Here is a 16,613-nt window from a genome sequence, read left to right as displayed (position 1 = left end):
ACCCGCGACCCTCACCTTGGCAAGGTGATGCTCTACCACTGAGCCACTTCCGCGTTGCCTCACGGACAACTCTAGCGGTTTTTTCGAGCGGATGCTGCCGCCTGACCGGGGTCAGGCGTGGAGGCGGCTGGCCAGGCTGTGTTCGGTGGCGGGGAGGCTGAGGAAGATCTCCAGGATTCTGGTGAGGCGGTGGACCTCGATGCGGTGGAAGGCCGGGCCCTCCGAGCGGGCCAGGACCAAGGAGAGGCCCAGCGGGGGCAGCGGGGCGTGGATGGCGTGCAGGCCGTCGGCCAGGGTCAGGGCCTCGGGGCGGGCCGGTGTCTCCAGGGGGAGGGCCGGGTCGCGGGGGGCGCGCCAGCTCGCGTGGACGACGCGGTGGCCGGCGACGGCGGCGGCCCAGCCGGCGCTGAAGAGGGCCGGCAGCGAGTCCACCAGCGTGGTGAGCGCCCGGTCTCCTGCCGTGGTGAGGTATTTGAGGATCTCCAGCTCCGGGTACGTGCCCGGCGCCTCGCGGGTGGGCCAGACGCTGACCGCCGTCACGCCGTCCACGCCTTGCAGGCTGCTGACCAGGGCCTGCGTGGGCGTGCCGGCCGGGCAGCAGACCGTGATGTCGTCGACGGCCCGGCCCTCGGCCCGGTCGAGGACGGTCACCTGGGTGATGTCGGCGCCCGCCGCCCCCAGGACCTTGGTCACCTGAGCCAGGGACCCGGGCCGGTCGGGCAGTTCGACGCGGACTCGAAGAAGCATCCGTCCCCCTCACCGAAGATGCCGGATCACAGACTATCGGCCGAATACCGTTCACAGCCTGACCTGCGCTACAACTGACGGGGTGAAGATTGGGCCGATTGGGGTGTGGCCGCCCGTGGTGCTGGCGCCGATGGCGGGCATCACGAACGCGCCGTTCCGGGTGCTGTGCCGTGAGCAGGGCGCCGGCCTGTTCGTGTGCGAGATGATCACGACCAGGGCCCTCGTCGAGCGCAATCCCAAGACGTTGCGGATGATCAGGTTCGCCGAGTCCGAGCGGCCCAGGAGCATCCAGCTGTACGGCGTCGATCCCGACATCGTGGGGCGGGCGGTCCGGATGATCGCCGAGGAGGACCTGGCCGATCACATCGATCTCAACTTCGGCTGCCCCGTGCCCAAGGTGACCAGGCGCGGGGGCGGGTCGGCGCTGCCGTACAAGCGGAATCTGCTGCGGCGGATCCTGCGTGAGGCGGTCGCGAACGCCGGGTCGCTGCCCGTGACGATGAAGATGCGCAAGGGCATCGACGACGAGCACCTGACCTACCTGGACGCCGGGCGGATCGCCGCCGAGGAGGGCGTCGCCGCGATCGCGCTGCACGCCCGTACGGCGAAGCAGCACTACGGAGGCGTGGCCGACTGGGAGGCCATCGCCCGGCTGAAGGAGTCCGTGCCCGAGATCCCCGTGCTGGGCAACGGCGACATCTGGTCCGCCGACGACGCCGTCGCCATGGTGCGGCGCACCGGGTGCGACGGCGTGGTCGTCGGTCGGGGCTGCCTGGGCCGGCCGTGGTTGTTCAAGGATCTCGAGTACGCCTTCGACGGCAGCCCCGAGCGGGTACGGCCGACGCTCGGCGAGGTGGCCGACGTGATGGCCAGGCACGCCGAGGGGCTGACCGAGTGCTTCGACATCGAGCGGTACGCTGTGGCCGACTTCCGCAAGCATGTCGGGTGGTATCTGAAGGGGTTCACGGTCGGGAGCGAGCTGCGGCGTGAGCTGGCCACGGCCGAGTCGCTCGACGGGTTGCGGGAAGGGCTGGCCAAGCTGGAACGCGACCAGCCCTGGCCGCCGAACACCGACACGCCCCGGGGCAAGTCGGGCGAACGGTCCAAGGTGCTGTTGCCAGACGGGTGGCTGGACGATCCCTGGGACTGCCCCATTCCTGAGGAGGAGTCGGACGTTTCCGGCGGCTGACCCTGGGTCGGGGTCAGTGGGGGCCGGTGATCTCCGTGCCGCAGGGGCCGCCACCGACCGACGCTTCGAGCTGTACGGGCTCGCCCGTCATCGTCAGCGTCGGGTAGTACTCGGCGATCCGCTCCGCCGAGCGGCCGGTGTAATGACAGATGAAGCTGCGGCGGAAGCGGTCCTGGGTGCCGTTGGGCTCCGAGCCGTGCACCAGGCTGCCGTTGAAGAACAGCACGTCGCCCGGGTCCATGTCCACGGGCACCTTCGCAAGGCCCGGCGGCGGCGGCACGTACTCCCTGGTGAAGGAGACCCCCTCGTCGGCCTCCTCCGGGCAGAACAGGTCCATCAGATGCGTGCCGGGGACGACCTCCAGGCCGCCGTTGGCCCGATCCACCCGGTCGAGCGCCACCCAGGCGGCCACGCAGGTGCCCGGCTCGACCCGGAGGTAGAAGTTGTCCTGGTGCAGCGCCTGCCCCCTGGCGCCCGGCGGCTTGAAGTAGAACATGCTCTGGGCTGCTATCGGCTCCTCCCCGAGCAGCTCGTGCAGGATCGCGCCGACGCGGGCGTCGAGCAGGTAGCGCAGCGCCACGTCGCTCACCTGGTGCGGGTGCATGATCCGGGGATAGTCGCGCAGGATGTCGTACGGCCGCCCCGGCTCCTGCGGCTGCGGCGTGAAGTGCCCCGGGATCGGGCCCCTGGCGTGCATGCCCATGAACTCGTCGCGCAGCTCGGCCACCTCCTCGGGGGAGAGGAGTGCGGGCACGATCGTGTACCCCTGCTCGTGGAAGTCGTTGTAGCTCATGTCTGTCACGGTAGGCGGCCGGGATGTGCCACGGTATGCCCATGACCGCTGAGGACATGTCTGTTCCTGCTGCCGAGCTGATGATCGTGGGCCACTACGACAGGGCGCCCGGCTACGCGACCCGCCGCCCCGGCGGCTCGCCGAGCTGGCTGCTGCTGTGGACCGAGGCCGGGGCCGGAGCCGTCGAGCAGGGCGGGGCGTCGTTCGCGGTGGGGGAGGGGGATCTGGCGGTGCTGCGGTCGGGGGTGGCGCAGCACTATCGGGTACGGCCGGGGGCGGGGCGGTGGCGGTTCTGGTGGGTGCACTTCCAGCCCCGGGCGAGCTGGGCGGCCTGGCTGGGCCCGTACGCGCGGGAGGGCGGGTGTCACCTGGTGGCCGGGGTGCCCCGGGCCGTGCACCTCCGGATCGACCTGGCCTTCCAGCGGGCCCTCCAGGACGCCCGCTGGACACCCGACACGTCGCCGGCCGCTCCGGCCGGCGACCTGGCCGAGGCAGGGGTGACCGTTCCTTCGGACGGTGATCCGGGCGTGGCGCGGGGGCCGGCCGGTCCGAGTGGTGATCCGGGCGTGGCGCGGGGGCCGGCCGGTCCGAGTGGTGGTGCGGGTGAGGTGCGGGTGCCCGCGGTGGTGGTGGGCAGGGCGGCGCGGGAGCTGGTGCTGGGAGCCGTGGAGGAGGTGCTGGTGCTGGCCACCGCCTCCGCGCGGCCCGAGGGGAAGAGCGAGGAGGGGGACGAGCGGGTACGCCGCGTGCTGGCGAGGATCGCGGCCGAGCCCGGCGCGCCGCACTCCGTGACCTCGCTCGCCCGTACGGTCGCGCTCTCCCCGTCCCGCTTCGCCCACCTGTTCGCCGAGGAGACCGGCCTGACGCCGATGCAGGCGGTGCGCCGGGCACGGGTGCGGCACGCGGCGAGCCTGCTGGAGGTGACGGACATGGACATCGGCCAGGTGGCGGCGGCTTCGGGCTTCGTCAGCCCGTTCCACTTCAGCCGCGCCTTCAGACGGGAGTACGGCCTCCCGCCCCGCGACTACCGCGCCCGCCTCCGCCCTGCCACCGACTGAGCAACGCCGCCGCCTGTCCCGGTCGTGGCGCACCTGCCCCGTCGGCGTGCCGGAAGCGTGGCGAAGGTTCATCCGGACTTCAGCGGAATGTCCCCTTCTGAACGCGCTCCGCAACCCGCCGCACGTCAGGCTGTCCGCGCCGGCACCCCAGCCGCACACCCCACCCCTGCGTTAGGACCCCCATGCTCACCCGGCGTGCGCTTCTCGCCGGGGGCGCGAGCCTGGCCGCTTCTGCCGCGACGGGCCCGCGTCCCGTCCGCGCGGCCGCCCGGCGCGCCCCGCTGCGCGATCTCTTCCGGCTCGGCGTCGCCTCCGGTGAGCCCGCGCCCGACGGCGTCGTGTTGTGGACGCGCCTGGCGACGGACCCGCCGGCCCTGGACGGGCTGGGCGGGATGCCGCGACGCCAGGTGTCCGTGGACTGGCAGCTCGCCAGGGACGAGCACTTCCGCCACGTCGTACGCCACGGCACCGAGACCGCCCGACCCGAGGCGGCGCACAGCGTCCACGTCGAGCTCGAAGGACTGGAACCGGGCGCCGAGTACTTCTACCGGTTCCGAGCCGAGGGCGGCCTGTCGGAGACCGGCCGCACCCTGACCGCCCCCGCCCCGGGCAGCCGCGGTCGCGCGCTGAACCTGTCGTTCACCTCCTGCGCCGACTACCAGACCGGCTGGTTCACCGCCTACCGCCGGATGGCCGATGACCACCCCGACCTGATCGCGTTCCTCGGCGACTACGTCTACGAGTACGGCGACTACGAGCACCGCGTCCGCGACCAGGCCGGCGGCGAGTGCCTCGACCTGGCCGGCTACCGCCTGCGCCACGCCCAGCACAAGACGGACCCCGACCTGCGCGCGGCCCACGCCATCGCCCCCTGGGCGGTGGTCTGGGACGACCACGACGTCAGGAACGCCTGGGCCGGCGACGTCCCCAGAAGGCGCAGGGCGGCGGCGTTCCGCGCGTACTACGAGAACATGCCGCTGCGCCGCGCGCAGCGGCCGCACGGGGCCGCGCTCAGGCTGCATCGCAGCATCCGCTGGGGCGCGGTGGCGAACCTGCACCTGCTCGACACCCGCCAGTACCGCGACCCGTACGCGTGCACCGGCGACAGCGACACTGTCGGCCCCGACTGCGCGGAACGCCTCGACCCCGGCCGCACCATCCTCGGACCGGAGCAGCAGACCTGGCTCGACGCCGAGCTCAGGGACTCGCACGCGACCTGGGACCTGCTCGGCCAGCAGGTGTTCATGATGGAGATGGACTGGGCCCGCGGCCCGGCCGAGGGCTGGTCCAACGAGGGCTGGGACGGCTACGTCGCCTCCCGCGACCACCTGGCCGCCACCATCCACGCCCACCGGCGCAACGCCGTCGTGCTGACCGGCGACGTGCACTCCCACTGGGCCGGCCAGGTCGGCCGCGACCACCGCGACCCCGGCGCGGAACCCGTGGCCGTCGAGCTCGTCACCACCTCGGTCACCAGCGCCGGCGACGGCCGCGACGAGTATCCCGACACCCGGAACCTGCTCGCCGAGAACCCGCACGTCTCGTTCTTCAACGGCCGCCGCGGCTATGTCAGGACCAGGATCACGGAGCGGGAGATGACGGTCGACTTCCGTTCACTGGCCTACGTCACGCGACCGGACGCCCCCGCGTACACCTCCGGCTCGTTCGTCATCGAGCCGGGCGACCCGACGCTCAACCCCGCCTAGCCAGGCCGAACCCGCCGGAACCCGCTCAGATCTCCACGTGGCCGCCGCTGCGCCAGTAGACGTTGCCCTCGCGCGACAGCAGCTCCTCGTCCACCAGGTAGCGGCGCAGCGCCGCGTAGTCGTCGTGGAAGGCCCGCAGCGCCACGTTCACGTCCTTCTCCGCATAGCGGACGCCGGGCTCGAAGACGGCCGCGATGTAGTTCAGCACGATCAGCCGCTTGTCCCGTCGGATCGCCGTGGTCGTCAGCCGCCCGTCCACGAGGAAGGTGCGCAGCACCCGCTCCTCGGCGCTCAGCTCCTCGGCCGGTTCGGCGTGCGCCCGCAGCAGGTCGCGGAAGCGTTCGGGGGTGGCGCGCCACGTGCCGCTCTCGTCGCATGCGGCGAGTCCGCCGCTGGCGAGCTTGTGCAGGGACTTGGGGGAGAGCCCGTCGGTGGTTCCGAGCACCAGGGAGGCGAACGTCTTGAGCGTGTCGTCCTGGTAGAGGAGTCCGAGAACGCGCCTGATGTCTTCGTCGTTCACTCGTACCATTTTGTCCCATGATCACAGCACTGTTGCTCGCGGCCGCCGTCGCCGTCCCGAACAACTTCCTCCTGTACGAGAAGGCCGCCGCCAAGAAGGACGCCAACCCCGAGACGAGCTGGTCGGCCAGCGGCAAGAGAACGGCCCGGCTCGTCGTCAACCCGTGCCAGAAGAGCGGATTAGGCCAGCGCGGCCGGACCTCGGCCAGGACGCTCAGCTACACGGCGGTGCCCGATTACGCCAAGTCGGAGCAGGTCGTCCTCTACCGGTCCGCGGCCGCCGCGGGCCAGGCTCTACGCGACCTGCGGGCGGCCGTGAAGTCCTGCGGCACGTCCGGCTACCGCTACTCCTCCGCCCCGATCGCCCTCGGCGACGCGGGGCTTTCGGTCACCGGGCAGGCGTACCAGAGCGGGAAGCCGGCCATCGGTGGCGACCGGGCGATCGTGACCCGGCGCGCGAACGCCCTGATCCTCTACACCGTGTCCGGCGAGTGGGGCAAACCGGTCAAGGCCGACTTCAGGCAGCAGACGAAGGACGCCAAGCGCATGCTCGCCAAGATCTGCGCCATCGCCGCATGCTGACGCCGGGCGCCGGTGACCAGGCCGGCGGAAGGGCTGACGCCGGTGACGGGGCCGCCGGCAGCGCTGACGAGAGCCCCGACGACAGGGCCGGTGACGAGGGAATGTCTCGATCTTGAGACATGGTCATGACACGACCTCGACGTTCGGCGAAGGAGAATCTATCGACAGGCCTGTGCCGGGGCGCCCTTGCCAGTCCGTTCCGGCACAGGGCTTGTCGTCTCCTCCCGTGAATCCGCCTACAAGCGGTTGAGCCCCTGGACGTGCAGGACCGCGCGGCCCTCCTCGTCGGAGGCGGCCAGGTCGACCTGGGCGTCGATGCCCCAGTCACCGTCGCCGGCCGGGTCCTTGACCGTCTGGCGCACCTTCCACAGCCCGCTCTCCTCCTCGATGCGCAGCAGCGCGGGCCCGCGCGCGTCGGCGTCGGTGTGGATCTCCTCGTGTTCGTCGTAGTAGGCGTCGAGCGCCGCGCCCCAGTCGACGTCGGGGGCGAGCTCCTCCAGCTCGGCCTCCTTCTCCAGCGCACACAGCTCGACCAGCCGGAACATGGCGTTGCGCACCAGCACGCGGAAGGCCCGCGGGTTGGCGGTGACCGGCCGTACCTTGGCCTCCAGCTGCTGCTGATGCTCCTCCAGCGCCGCGGCCGGGTTGGTGAGCTTCTCCCACTCGTCGATCAGCGAGGAGTCGACCTGGCGGACCAGCTCGCCGAGCCACTCGATCAGGTCGACCAGGTCGTCGGTCTTGAGGTGCTCGGGCACCGTGCGCGACAGCGTCCGGTAGGCGTCGGCCAGATAGCGCAGCACCGTGCCCTCGGAGCGGGCCAGCTCGTAGAACTGGATGTACTCGCCGAACGTCATCGCCCGCTCGTACATGTCGCGCACCACGGACTTCGGGCTGACCGTGTAGTCGCCCACCCACGGGTGGCCGCGCCGGTACGTCTCGTACGCCCCGAGCAGCAGGTCGTCGAGCGGCATCGGATACATGACCTCGGCGAGCTGCTCCATGCGCTCCTCATACTCGATCCCGTCGGCCTTCATCTGCGCGACGGCCTCGCCCCTGGCCTTCTTCAGCTGGGCGGACAGGATCTGGCGCGGGTCGTCGAGGATGGACTCCACGATCGAGACCATGTCGAGCGCGTACGCCGGCGACTCGCGGTCGAGCAGGTCGAAGGCGGCCAGCGCGAACGTCGACAGCGCCTGGTTGAGCGCGAAGTCCTCCTGCAGGTCGATCGTCAGCCGGGCCCGCCGGCCCTGCTCGTCGGGCTCGGCGAACTGCTCGACGATGCCGCCGGCCAGCAGCGAGCGGTAGATGGCGATGGCCTGGCTGATGTGCCGGCGCTGCCACTTGCGGTCTTCGTGGTTGTCGGTCAGCAGGTGCTTCATCGCCTGGAAGCAGTCGCCCGGCCGGTTGATCACCGCGAGGAGCATGGCGTTGCTGACCTTGAACCGGGAGTTGAGCGGCTCCGGCTCGGCCTCCTGGAGCTTGGTGAAGGTGTCCTCGCTCCAGCCGACGAAGCCCTCCGGCGGCTTTTTGCGGGCGTAGCCGCGCCGCCGCTTGGGATCGTCGCCGATCTTGGCCAGCGCCTTGGCGTTCTCGATGTCGTGCTCGGGGGCCTGGCAGGCGACGTAGCCGATGGTGTCGAAGCCCGCCCGGCCCGCGCGGCCGGCGATCTGGTGGAACTCGCGGGCGCGCAGCCGGCGCACCTTGTTGCCGTCGTACTTGGACAGGGCCGTGAACAGCACCGTCCTGATCGGCACGTTGACGCCGACGCCCAGCGTGTCGGTGCCGCAGATGACCTTCAGCAGCCCGGCCTGGGCCAGCCGCTCGACCAGGCGCCGGTATTTCGGCAGCATGCCCGCGTGGTGCACGCCGATGCCGTGCTTGACCAGCCGCGACAGCGCCCGGCCGAAGCGGGTGGTGAAGCGGAAGCCGCCGATCATGGCGGTGATGGCCTCCTTCTCGGCCTTGGTCGCCATGTTGATCGACATCAGCGCCTGGGCCCGCTCCATCGCCGCGGCCTGGGTGAAGTGCACGACGTAGACCGGCGCCTGGCCGGTCGAGAGCATCTCCTCCAGCGTCTCGTGCAGCGGGGTCATCCGGTAGGAGTAGATCAGCGGCACCGGCCGCTCGGCGTGCTTGACCACCGACGTCGGCCGCCCGGTGCGCCTGGTCAGGTCGCGCTCGAACATGGACACGTCGCCGAGCGTGGCCGACATCAGCACGAACTGTACGTCGGGCAGCTCCAGCAGGGGCACCTGCCAGGCCCAGCCCCGGTCCGGCTCGGCGTAGAAGTGGAACTCGTCCATGACGACCTGGCCGATGTCGGCCGCCGCTCCGTCGCGCAGCGCCACGTTGGCCAGGATCTCGGCCGTGCAGCAGATGATCGGCGCGCCCGGGTTGACGCTGGCGTCGCCGGTCATCATCCCGACGTTCTCCGTGCCGAAGATGGCGCACAGGTCGAAGAACTTCTCCGACACCAGCGCCTTGATCGGCGCGGTGTAGAACGTCCGCAGGTCGCGCGTCAGCGCGGTGAAGTGGGCGCCCGCGGCCACCAGTGACTTGCCCGAGCCCGTCGGCGTGGCCAGGATCAGGTTGCTGCCGGAGACCACCTCGATGAGGGCCTCCTCCTGGGCGGGATAGAGCGTGAGCCCCCGCTCGGCGTTCCAGGCGACGAACGCGTCGAAGATGGCGTCCGGATCGGCGTCGATGTCGTCGGGCAGGCGGTCAACGAGAAGGCTCACACACCTATCCTGCCGAAGTTTGCCGGGTGGTCGAACCGCTCGCGGCCAACTCGGTCAAGCGAACCCCGCCGCCCGCAGCCTCAGGTGCGGGCGCGGGGCACGATCGGTACGCCGTCAGGTGCGCGCCCGTGGCACGGTCAGCAGCAGGCCGCCGAGGAGGGCGAAGACCGCCAGGAACGGACCTCCGCCGGGCGCGAAACCGCCCACGGTCAGCGTCAGCACCCCCGCGCCGACCAGCCCGGCCGCCGTGAGCGCGCCCCGCCAGCCGTCCGCGACGAACGGCAGCGCGGGCGGGCCATCGAACCTGGCGAATCCCTTCAGCAGCGGCCACAGCACCAGGCAGAGCAGCCCGAACCAGATCGGCCAGCCGAGGAACCACAGCACGCTGCCCGGCCGCGGCGTGTCCACGCCCAGCAGCACCACCACGACCCCGGTCACCGCGAACAGGGCCGGCATGTGCCACAGGTACACCGTCATGATGCGCGGGCTCGCCCAGTCCAGCAGGCGGGCCGGCGCCAGCCGTACCAGCACCGGGCGCAGCAGCGCGGCCAGGCCGATCTGGCCGAGGCCGACGGCGAGCATGGCCAGCGTGGGCGGCGCCATGTTGGACACCTCCGCGCCCGGCAGGCCGATCATGCTGCCCGGGTAGGGGCCGTGGGCCACCAGCAGTGCCGCCGCCCCGAAGCCGCCCACGGCGAGCAGCCACGGGTGCCGCAGCCGGCCGCCGGCGTAGAAGAAGCCGAGCTGGTGCACGGCCAGCCAGACGAACACCACGTTCACGTAGCCCAGAGCGTCGATCCCGGAGGAGAAGCGCACCACGTCCGTCAGCACCGCCCCGGCCGACAGCAGGACGGGCACGCGCCAGCCGTGCCGCTCGTGCAGGCGCAGCGCGTACGGCGTGACCGTGACGGCGATCAGATAGACGGCCAGGAACCACAGCAGCTGGCCCGTCAGCTGCGCGCCCACCCCGAGCGGCTGCGCGGGCACCCCCAGGCTGAGCAGCACGTGCGGCAGCGGGATCCACACCGCGGCCAGCGGCAGCAGCGGCCAGGCCAGCCGCCGCAGCCGGACCGCCAGCCACAGCGGCGCGGGCTTCGACGAGCGGCCGAAGCTGATCGCGTTCGCCGCCCCGCCCGCGAAGAACACCAGCGGCATCACCTGGCTGATCCACGTCACCACCCACACCCCGGGCGTCGACAGCGCGTTGCCCGTCGTCAGCCGCCCGTTCTCGTACGTCAGCACCGGGATCGTCCAGTGCTGCAGCACGATGAGCGCCATCCCGGCCACCCGCAGCAGGTCGATGAAGGGGTCGCGGCCCGCCGGGCGCGCGTCCGCCGGGCCGCGCGGCCTCGCGGGCGCGGCAGTGGGGCGGTCCAGCAGGGCGGTCATGGGGAGCCTCGATTCCTGGGGGAGCGGATGGCTCAAGGCTCCCGTCCAGGGCGCTCGCGCACATTGCCGCGAGCCGCCGTCCTCGGGTCGAGATCGCACCACCGGCCCGGGTAGGGCTGGCCCTACCCCCATACACCGGCGCACCCGCTCGCTCGCGCGAGCGGCCCGGCATACGGTGGTGGCCATGCGCTCCCTGACGAGGCGTGTCCTTCTCGACACCCGCTACACGCTGGTCGGCTTCCCGACCACTCTCATCGGCTTCGTGCTCATGATCGCGGGATTCGCGGCGGGGGTGGGCACGGCGGTCGTGTGGATCGGCGTGCCGCTGCTGGCCGGCACGCTGCTGGTGGCGCGAGGCTTCGCCGACGCCGAGCGCGGCTGGCTCTCCGACGTGCTGCGCAGGCCGCCCGTACGGCCGCGCTACAAGCCCGCGCCGCCCGGCGCCGGCCGCTTCCGCCGCCTCGTCAACCCGCTGACCAGCGGGCAGTCCTGGCTCGACCTGCTGCACGGCATACTCAACCTGCCGTTCGCGATCATCGCGTTCGTGCTCACGGTGGTGTTCTGGGCGGTCCCCATCGCCGGGCTCACCTATCCCCTGTACGGCCTCATCACCTCCCGCATCCCCGGCAACACCGAGCTGCCCGAGCTGCTCGGCATGGGCGACTCCTACGGCATCAACGTGCTCTTCTACGTCTCGGTCGGCCTGGTCTTCACGCTGCTCATGCCGTTCGTGGTCCGCGGCGCCGCGCTGCTGCGCTCCGGCCTCGGCCGGGCCCTGCTGACCGGCGTGGCCGAGCTGCAGGAGCGCATCGACGACCTGGCCCAGGGCCGCGCAGCCGCCGTCTCCGCCGAGGCCAACGCGCTGCGCAAGCTGGAGCGCGACATCCACGACGGGCCGCAGCAGCGGCTGGTGTCGCTGGCCATGGAGCTGTCCAGGGCGCAGCGGCAACTGGCCAAGGACCCCGAGGCGGCGCGGGCCACGCTCAGCGCCGCGATCGGCGCCACCCGCGAGACCCTCGACGAGCTGCGCGCGCTCTCGCGCGGCATCGCCCCGCCGATCCTGTCCGACCGCGGCCTCGCGCCCGCGCTGGCCGCACTCGCGGGCCGCTGCACGGTCCCCGTCGACCTCGACGTGCAGACCGTCGAGCGCTACCAGGCCGCCGTCGAGAACGCCGTCTACTTCGTCTGCGCCGAGACCCTGACCAACGTGGCCAAGCACAGCCGCGCCACCATCTGCACCGTCCAGCTCGTCCGCATCGATGACGTCCTCATGCTGACGATCGGGGATGATGGGGTCGGCGGCGCGCACGTCGCCAAGGGACATGGGCTCGCCGGGCTGGCCGACCGGCTCCGCGCCGTCGACGGGGAGCTGACCGTGCAGTCGCCCGACGGCGGGCCCACGATGATCGTGGCGGAGGTGCCGTGCGGGTAGTCGTGGCCGATGACGCTGTTCTGATCAGGGAGGGCCTGGTCAGATTGCTGGAGGAGTTCGGCTGCGAGGTGGTGGCCACGGTCGGTGACGGTGACGCGCTCGTCGCCGCGGTCACCGAGCACAGGCCGGACGTCTCGGTGGTGGACGTACGCATGCCGCCCTCGTTCACCGACGAGGGGCTCAAGGCGGCGGTCGAGGCCAGGCGCCGGGTGCCCGGCGCGCCGGTGCTGATCCTCTCCCAGTACGTCGAGGTCTCCTATGCCGACGACCTGCTGGCCGACGCCCGTGGCGCGGTCGGCTACCTGCTGAAGGACCGGGTCGTCGACGTGGAGGAGTTCCTGGAGGGCCTGCGGCGGGTGGCCGCCGGCGGGACCGTCTTCGATCCTCAGGTGGTGTCGCAGTTGATGGTACGCAGGCGCAAGGACGACCCGCTGGCCGAGCTCACGCCGCGCGAGCGCGAGGTGCTCGGCCTGATGGCCGAGGGGAAGTCGAATCCGGCCATCGGGCGGCAGCTCGTGATCAGCGATGGGGCCGTGGAGAAGCACATCAGAAGCATCTTCAGCAAGCTCGGCCTCTACGCGGAGGACAGTGACCAGCATCGCCGGGTGCTCGCCGTCCTGACCTACCTGCGTTCGTGATCCCGTTCCCGGCCGCCCTGACCTGACGTTCACGCGAACCCTCCCGGGCCTGGCCCGCCGGCCGAGCGGGGCGGCTCCGCCCGCCGGTCCCTCCTGCCAGTGAGAGGGTCGCTGGCCGGTCCGCGCGCCGCTACGCGCGGACCTGGCCGCTCGGGGTTCTACCCGAGCGCGTCGACCAGCTTCTTGCGCTGCTGGGCGCCCAGGCCGCCGAGACGGCGCTTCTCGTCGACGCCCGCCTCCTCCATCAGCGCGGTGGCCTTGGCCGGACCGACGCCCTTGACGGCGCGGAGCGCCTGCGACACCTTGATCTTCTTCGCGATGTCGTCGTCGCGCTCGAGCAGCTGAGCGAACGTCAGCTCGCCGGCCTTGACCTTCGCCAGCAGCGCCGTGCGCGCGGCACGGGCCTCGGCGGCCTTGGCCAGAGCCGCCTGACGCTGCTCGGGGGTGAGAGTGGGAAGTGCCATCTCTGTTCTCTCCTCGGGGAGTTGAGCGTTCGGGTTCTGTTACCCGTGGTGCAGTGGCTAATCATGGCGGATACCAGCGGTTCGTGTTGCGGAAAGTGCGTGGTCAGCGTCCGGACCACGCCGATGCGCCCGCTTCCGCGCACGCCACGTCCTGCGCGATCGTGCCTCCGCTGACCCCTATGCCACCGACCACGCGTCCCGTCTCACCGTCGCCCGACCAGAGCGGCAGGCCGCCGCCGAAGCAGACGAAACCCGCTCCGGCCAGGCCCGCGAGCTCGCCGTCCGCCGCGGTCAGCGGGGGCAGCTCGGAGGTGGGCCTGCGCAGGGCCACCGACGTGTACGCCTTGCCCCGCGCGAGGACGGGCCCGGAGATCTCCGCACCGTCCATACGCTGGAACGACACCAGATTTCCCCCGTCGTCCACGATCGCCACGGAGATCCGGGCGCCCTCGCGGTACGCCTGTTTGACGGCCGCCTCCGTCATGCGGAGCGCGAGTTCGAGATTCACGCGGTTCGCCCCTCGGATCATGATTCTTTCGCGCCTCGGCCCTCCCCATGCGTACCCGGGCCGGCCGGGCCCGTGCAAGATCGCCTATGCGGGTGCGCAGGCGTGGGCTCACAGCGGCTTATGCCGGTCGAGGGTGGAATACGTCACACTTTGTCGGTCGGGCGTGTCGCGAGCCTGGTCAGGGTGGTTTTTGCGCCAGAGTTCGAGCCCCTCGGGCGTGAGGAAGCTGTCGAAGACCGACTCCATCGCGCCCAGGAGCGCGCCGCGCCAGCCGAGGGCCGAGCCCTCGATCCGCGGCGGCCGGTCGCGGCGGATCGCCATCAGGCCGGGCTCGCAGGCCGCCATGAGGGCCTGTCCGGCCCGCTCAAGCAGTTCCACGCCGTGGCCCGACAGCGTCACCACCTCCGGGTCGTGCGCGTTCACCAGGGCCGCCACGCCGCGTCCCAAGGCCCTGGCGTTGGCCTCCACCGTCTCCCCGCCCGTCGCCAGCACCCGCTCGGCCTGCTCGCGGCCCCTGCCGCCGCCGTGGGCCAGGCCGGCGTGGCGCAGCAGGGCGTTGGCGCCGACGTCCATGCCCCAGCAACCGGTGGCGCCGCAGGGGCAGGGGCGGTCGTTGCCGGACAGCGGCATGTGGCCGAACTCGGCGCCGGCGCCGCTCGCCCCGGCGACCGGCCGGCCGTCCACGACCAGCACGCCGCCCAGGTCGAAGTCCACGTGCAGGTGCACGCCCACCCGGACGTCACGCAGGTGCCCGCGGCGCGCCTCGGCCAGCGCGGCCAGCACGGTGTCGTTGCCGATCACGGGCATGTCAGGCTGCTCGAAGGGCTCGCCGGGGTGGGTGGCGGATCCGCCAGGCTGAGTGGCGGGCGTGCCGGGTCCGGTGGGCGTGCCGGGCAGGTTCAGCAGTGCGGGGACGTCCACCGAGCGCCAGCCCAGGTGGGCGATGTCCACCAGGCCGCCGTGGCGGATCGGGCCGGCCAGGGCTACAGCGACGCCGAGGGCGCGGCGGCCGAGCCGCCGCCGGTGCTCCGCCACGGCCACGCTCAGCGGCTCCAGCGTGCCCTGGGGCGTGCCGTCGTGCGGCCGTACGCCGAGCACCGTGACCCGGCCGCCCAGCTCGCACGCCGCCAACTCCCAGGCGTCCTCGCGCACGTCCGCGGCCAGCGCGACCGGCCCGTCCGGATGCGGCCCCGGCACCAGTGTCGGGCGGCCCCGCGCATGCTCGGAGGCCGGCTCCTCGTGCAGCAGCCCGGCCTCGGCGAGGCCGGCCACCAGCACCGAGGCCGTGCCCCTGGCCAGCCGCAGATCGCGGGTGAGCTGGGACCTGGTGCGCACGGCACCGGAGTCGTGCACGGCGCGCAGCAGCCTGACCCGGTTGTGCGCGCGAAGCTCGCCACTCGTCGTAGCTCCATTCACGAGGACAGTTTATGCTCTAGCCGTGAACAAAAGCCTCACTGACGCACAACGGGCACGTGTCGGAGTTTTCGGATTCTTCTTTCTCGCCGGTCTTGTCATGGGATTGTGGGCGGCCGGGCTGCCGTCGCTGAACGACCGGCTCGACCTCGGCCCCGCCAGGCTCGGCAGCGTCCTGCTGCTGATCTCCGGCGGGGCGCTGGTGTCGATGCTGGTGGCCGGGCCGCTGGTGGACCGGTGGTCGAGCCGCCGGGTGTGCTGGATCGCCGGACCCTTCTCCGGCCTGGTGCTGCTCGGACCGGCGCTGGCGTCCTCGTACTGGATGCTGGCGGTTCTGGCGGTGCTCTTCGGCATGGGGCTCGGCGTGACCGAGATCGGGATGAACGCCCATTCCGTCGAGGTCGAACGCGTCTACCGGCGGCCGATCATCTCCGCCTTCCACGGCACCTGGAGCCTCGGCGGCGCCACCGGCGGCGGGATCACCTCCCTCGCGCTGCACGCCGGGGTGGACGCGCAGGGGCTGCTGATCACGGCGGCGATCGTGGTGCCGTTCCTGTACCTGCCGGCCGCGCGGCTGCTGCTGCCCGGCGCGCCGGGGGGCGGTTCCGCCTCCGGTTCCTCCGGTTCCCCGGACGCGCCGGGCGGGTCGCTGCGCTGGGGGCTGATCGCCCTGCTCGGGCTGGCCGCGTTCGCCGGGCACCTGAGCGAGGGGGCGGCCATCGACTGGGCCGCGCTGCATGCCCGCTGGGTGCTGGAGACCGATCCGGTAATGGCGCCGCTGGCGTACACGATCTTCTCCGTCGCCATGACGACCGTGCGCCTGCTGGGCGATCCGATCAGGGGCAGGCTCGGCTCCGTGCGGACCATCCAGCTCGCCGGGCTCTTCGCCACCGCCGGATACGCACTCGTGCTCGTCTCGCCGCTCACCGGGGAGGCCGTACGGGTCGCGTGCGCCTGGACCGGGTGGGCGCTGGCCGGCGTCGGGCTGGCCACGGTGGTGCCGGTCCTGTTCAGCGCGGTCGGCGCGGCCGGCGGCCGGGTCGGTCGGGCGCTGGCGATGGTGACGGCGTTCGGGTACAGCGGGCTGCTGCTGGGGCCGGCCGTGCTCGGGTACGTGGCCGAGTCGACGTCGCTGCCGGTGGCCCTGTTCATTCCGGCTGTGCTCGCGGCGGTGGTGACGCTCACCGGCTCCCCGGCCATCCGCGCCCTGCTCCGCCTCTCGGCATCCCCTGTCCAGGACGCCGCCCCCAGCGCCGCCAATGGAACTGCCCCAGGCGCCGTCAACGGGGCCGGGGCCGGTCCGGCGGGGGAGCGCGGGCACGAGCCGGAGCCGGAACCCGCCCGCGACTGATCCTCGTCCCGCAACGTCCGCCATGTCCGCCGCGGTCCGCTTCACGGGCCGCTTGAGGTGAGGGTGCCGTCGCAATCCGTCCGTCA

At 72.1% G+C, this 16,613-nt stretch carries 15 protein-coding genes; 7 read left to right on the top strand and 8 right to left on the bottom strand.

The features are described from left to right. Positions 1 to 111 precede the first annotated feature (111 nt). Positions 112 to 747, bottom strand: a complete 636-nt coding sequence (locus ABFX54_RS49405) for an ACT domain-containing protein (protein ID WP_346114122.1) — start codon at positions 745 to 747, stop codon at positions 112 to 114. 82 nt (positions 748 to 829) lie between these two features. On the opposite strand from ABFX54_RS49405, the gene dusB reads away from it, so the two are divergent. Continuing rightward, positions 830 to 1,936 carry a tRNA dihydrouridine synthase DusB gene (gene dusB, locus ABFX54_RS49400; protein ID WP_346114120.1) on the top strand — a complete coding sequence of 369 codons (1,107 nt, stop codon included), beginning with the start codon at positions 830 to 832 and terminating at the stop codon, positions 1,934 to 1,936. A gap of 13 nt (positions 1,937 to 1,949) precedes the next feature. On the opposite strand, the gene ABFX54_RS49395 is transcribed toward dusB, so the two are convergent. After that, on the bottom strand, positions 1,950 to 2,729 hold the full coding sequence (locus tag ABFX54_RS49395) for a phytanoyl-CoA dioxygenase family protein (protein ID WP_346114119.1): 780 nt from the start codon (positions 2,727 to 2,729) through the stop codon (positions 1,950 to 1,952). Positions 2,730 to 2,770: 41 nt separating this feature from the next. Here ABFX54_RS49395 and ABFX54_RS49390 point away from each other — a divergent pair, with 41 nt between their 5' ends. Together ABFX54_RS49390 and ABFX54_RS49385 are read left to right on the top strand one after the other, a co-directional pair. Then, entirely contained in the window at positions 2,771 to 3,787 is a 1,017-nt protein-coding gene (locus ABFX54_RS49390) for a helix-turn-helix domain-containing protein (protein WP_346114118.1), read from the top strand. Between the two features lie 182 nt (positions 3,788 to 3,969). Continuing rightward, entirely contained in the window at positions 3,970 to 5,493 is a 1,524-nt protein-coding gene (locus ABFX54_RS49385) for an alkaline phosphatase D family protein (protein ID WP_346114117.1), read from the top strand. 25 nt (positions 5,494 to 5,518) lie between these two features. On the opposite strand, the gene ABFX54_RS49380 is transcribed toward ABFX54_RS49385, so the two are convergent. Further along, positions 5,519 to 6,022, bottom strand: coding sequence for a DUF2087 domain-containing protein (locus ABFX54_RS49380; RefSeq protein ID WP_346114116.1), 504 nt, complete (start codon positions 6,020 to 6,022; stop codon positions 5,519 to 5,521). 8 nt (positions 6,023 to 6,030) lie between these two features. On the opposite strand from ABFX54_RS49380, the gene ABFX54_RS49375 reads away from it, so the two are divergent. Continuing rightward, positions 6,031 to 6,594 carry a hypothetical protein gene (locus ABFX54_RS49375; RefSeq protein ID WP_346114115.1) on the top strand — a complete coding sequence of 188 codons (564 nt, stop codon included), beginning with the start codon at positions 6,031 to 6,033 and terminating at the stop codon, positions 6,592 to 6,594. Positions 6,595 to 6,830: 236 nt separating this feature from the next. On the opposite strand, the gene ABFX54_RS49370 is transcribed toward ABFX54_RS49375, so the two are convergent. Both ABFX54_RS49370 and ABFX54_RS49365 read right to left on the bottom strand, forming a co-directional pair. Then, positions 6,831 to 9,332 carry a DEAD/DEAH box helicase gene (locus ABFX54_RS49370; RefSeq protein WP_346114114.1) on the bottom strand — a complete coding sequence of 834 codons (2,502 nt, stop codon included), beginning with the start codon at positions 9,330 to 9,332 and terminating at the stop codon, positions 6,831 to 6,833. A gap of 114 nt (positions 9,333 to 9,446) precedes the next feature. After that, positions 9,447 to 10,721 (bottom strand): acyltransferase family protein, encoded by a 1,275-nt coding sequence (locus ABFX54_RS49365; protein ID WP_346114113.1) that lies wholly within the window; start codon positions 10,719 to 10,721, stop codon positions 9,447 to 9,449. Positions 10,722 to 10,905: 184 nt separating this feature from the next. Here ABFX54_RS49365 and ABFX54_RS49360 point away from each other — a divergent pair, with 184 nt between their 5' ends. Continuing rightward, positions 10,906 to 12,153, top strand: coding sequence for a sensor histidine kinase (locus ABFX54_RS49360; RefSeq protein WP_346114112.1), 1,248 nt, complete (start codon positions 10,906 to 10,908; stop codon positions 12,151 to 12,153). Further along, positions 12,144 to 12,791, top strand: a complete 648-nt coding sequence (locus ABFX54_RS49355) for a response regulator transcription factor (protein WP_346114111.1) — start codon at positions 12,144 to 12,146, stop codon at positions 12,789 to 12,791. The genes ABFX54_RS49360 and ABFX54_RS49355 overlap by 10 nt, the downstream gene beginning before the upstream one ends. 158 nt (positions 12,792 to 12,949) lie before the next feature. On the opposite strand, the gene mihF is transcribed toward ABFX54_RS49355, so the two are convergent. From mihF to ABFX54_RS49340, 3 genes are all read right to left on the bottom strand, one after another. After that, positions 12,950 to 13,255 carry an integration host factor, actinobacterial type gene (gene mihF, locus ABFX54_RS49350; RefSeq protein ID WP_043641121.1) on the bottom strand — a complete coding sequence of 102 codons (306 nt, stop codon included), beginning with the start codon at positions 13,253 to 13,255 and terminating at the stop codon, positions 12,950 to 12,952. Positions 13,256 to 13,358: 103 nt separating this feature from the next. Then, positions 13,359 to 13,763 carry a GlcG/HbpS family heme-binding protein gene (locus ABFX54_RS49345; RefSeq protein WP_346114110.1) on the bottom strand — a complete coding sequence of 135 codons (405 nt, stop codon included), beginning with the start codon at positions 13,761 to 13,763 and terminating at the stop codon, positions 13,359 to 13,361. 108 nt (positions 13,764 to 13,871) lie between these two features. After that, a complete protein-coding gene (locus tag ABFX54_RS49340; protein ID WP_346114109.1) occupies positions 13,872 to 15,179 on the bottom strand; it encodes an ROK family transcriptional regulator in 1,308 nt (435 codons plus the stop codon). On the opposite strand from ABFX54_RS49340, the gene ABFX54_RS49335 reads away from it, so the two are divergent. Continuing rightward, positions 15,076 to 16,527 carry an MFS transporter gene (locus tag ABFX54_RS49335; RefSeq protein WP_346114107.1) on the top strand — a complete coding sequence of 484 codons (1,452 nt, stop codon included), beginning with the start codon at positions 15,076 to 15,078 and terminating at the stop codon, positions 16,525 to 16,527. The two genes, ABFX54_RS49340 and ABFX54_RS49335, sit on opposite strands and share 104 nt — an antisense overlap. The last annotated feature ends 86 nt before the right edge of the window (positions 16,528 to 16,613 follow it).

This window comes from Nonomuraea maheshkhaliensis, assembly GCF_039529435.1.
Classification (GTDB): Bacteria; Actinomycetota; Actinomycetes; order Streptosporangiales; family Streptosporangiaceae; genus Nonomuraea; species Nonomuraea maheshkhaliensis.
This window is presented reverse-complemented; position numbering and strand designations above follow the sequence as displayed.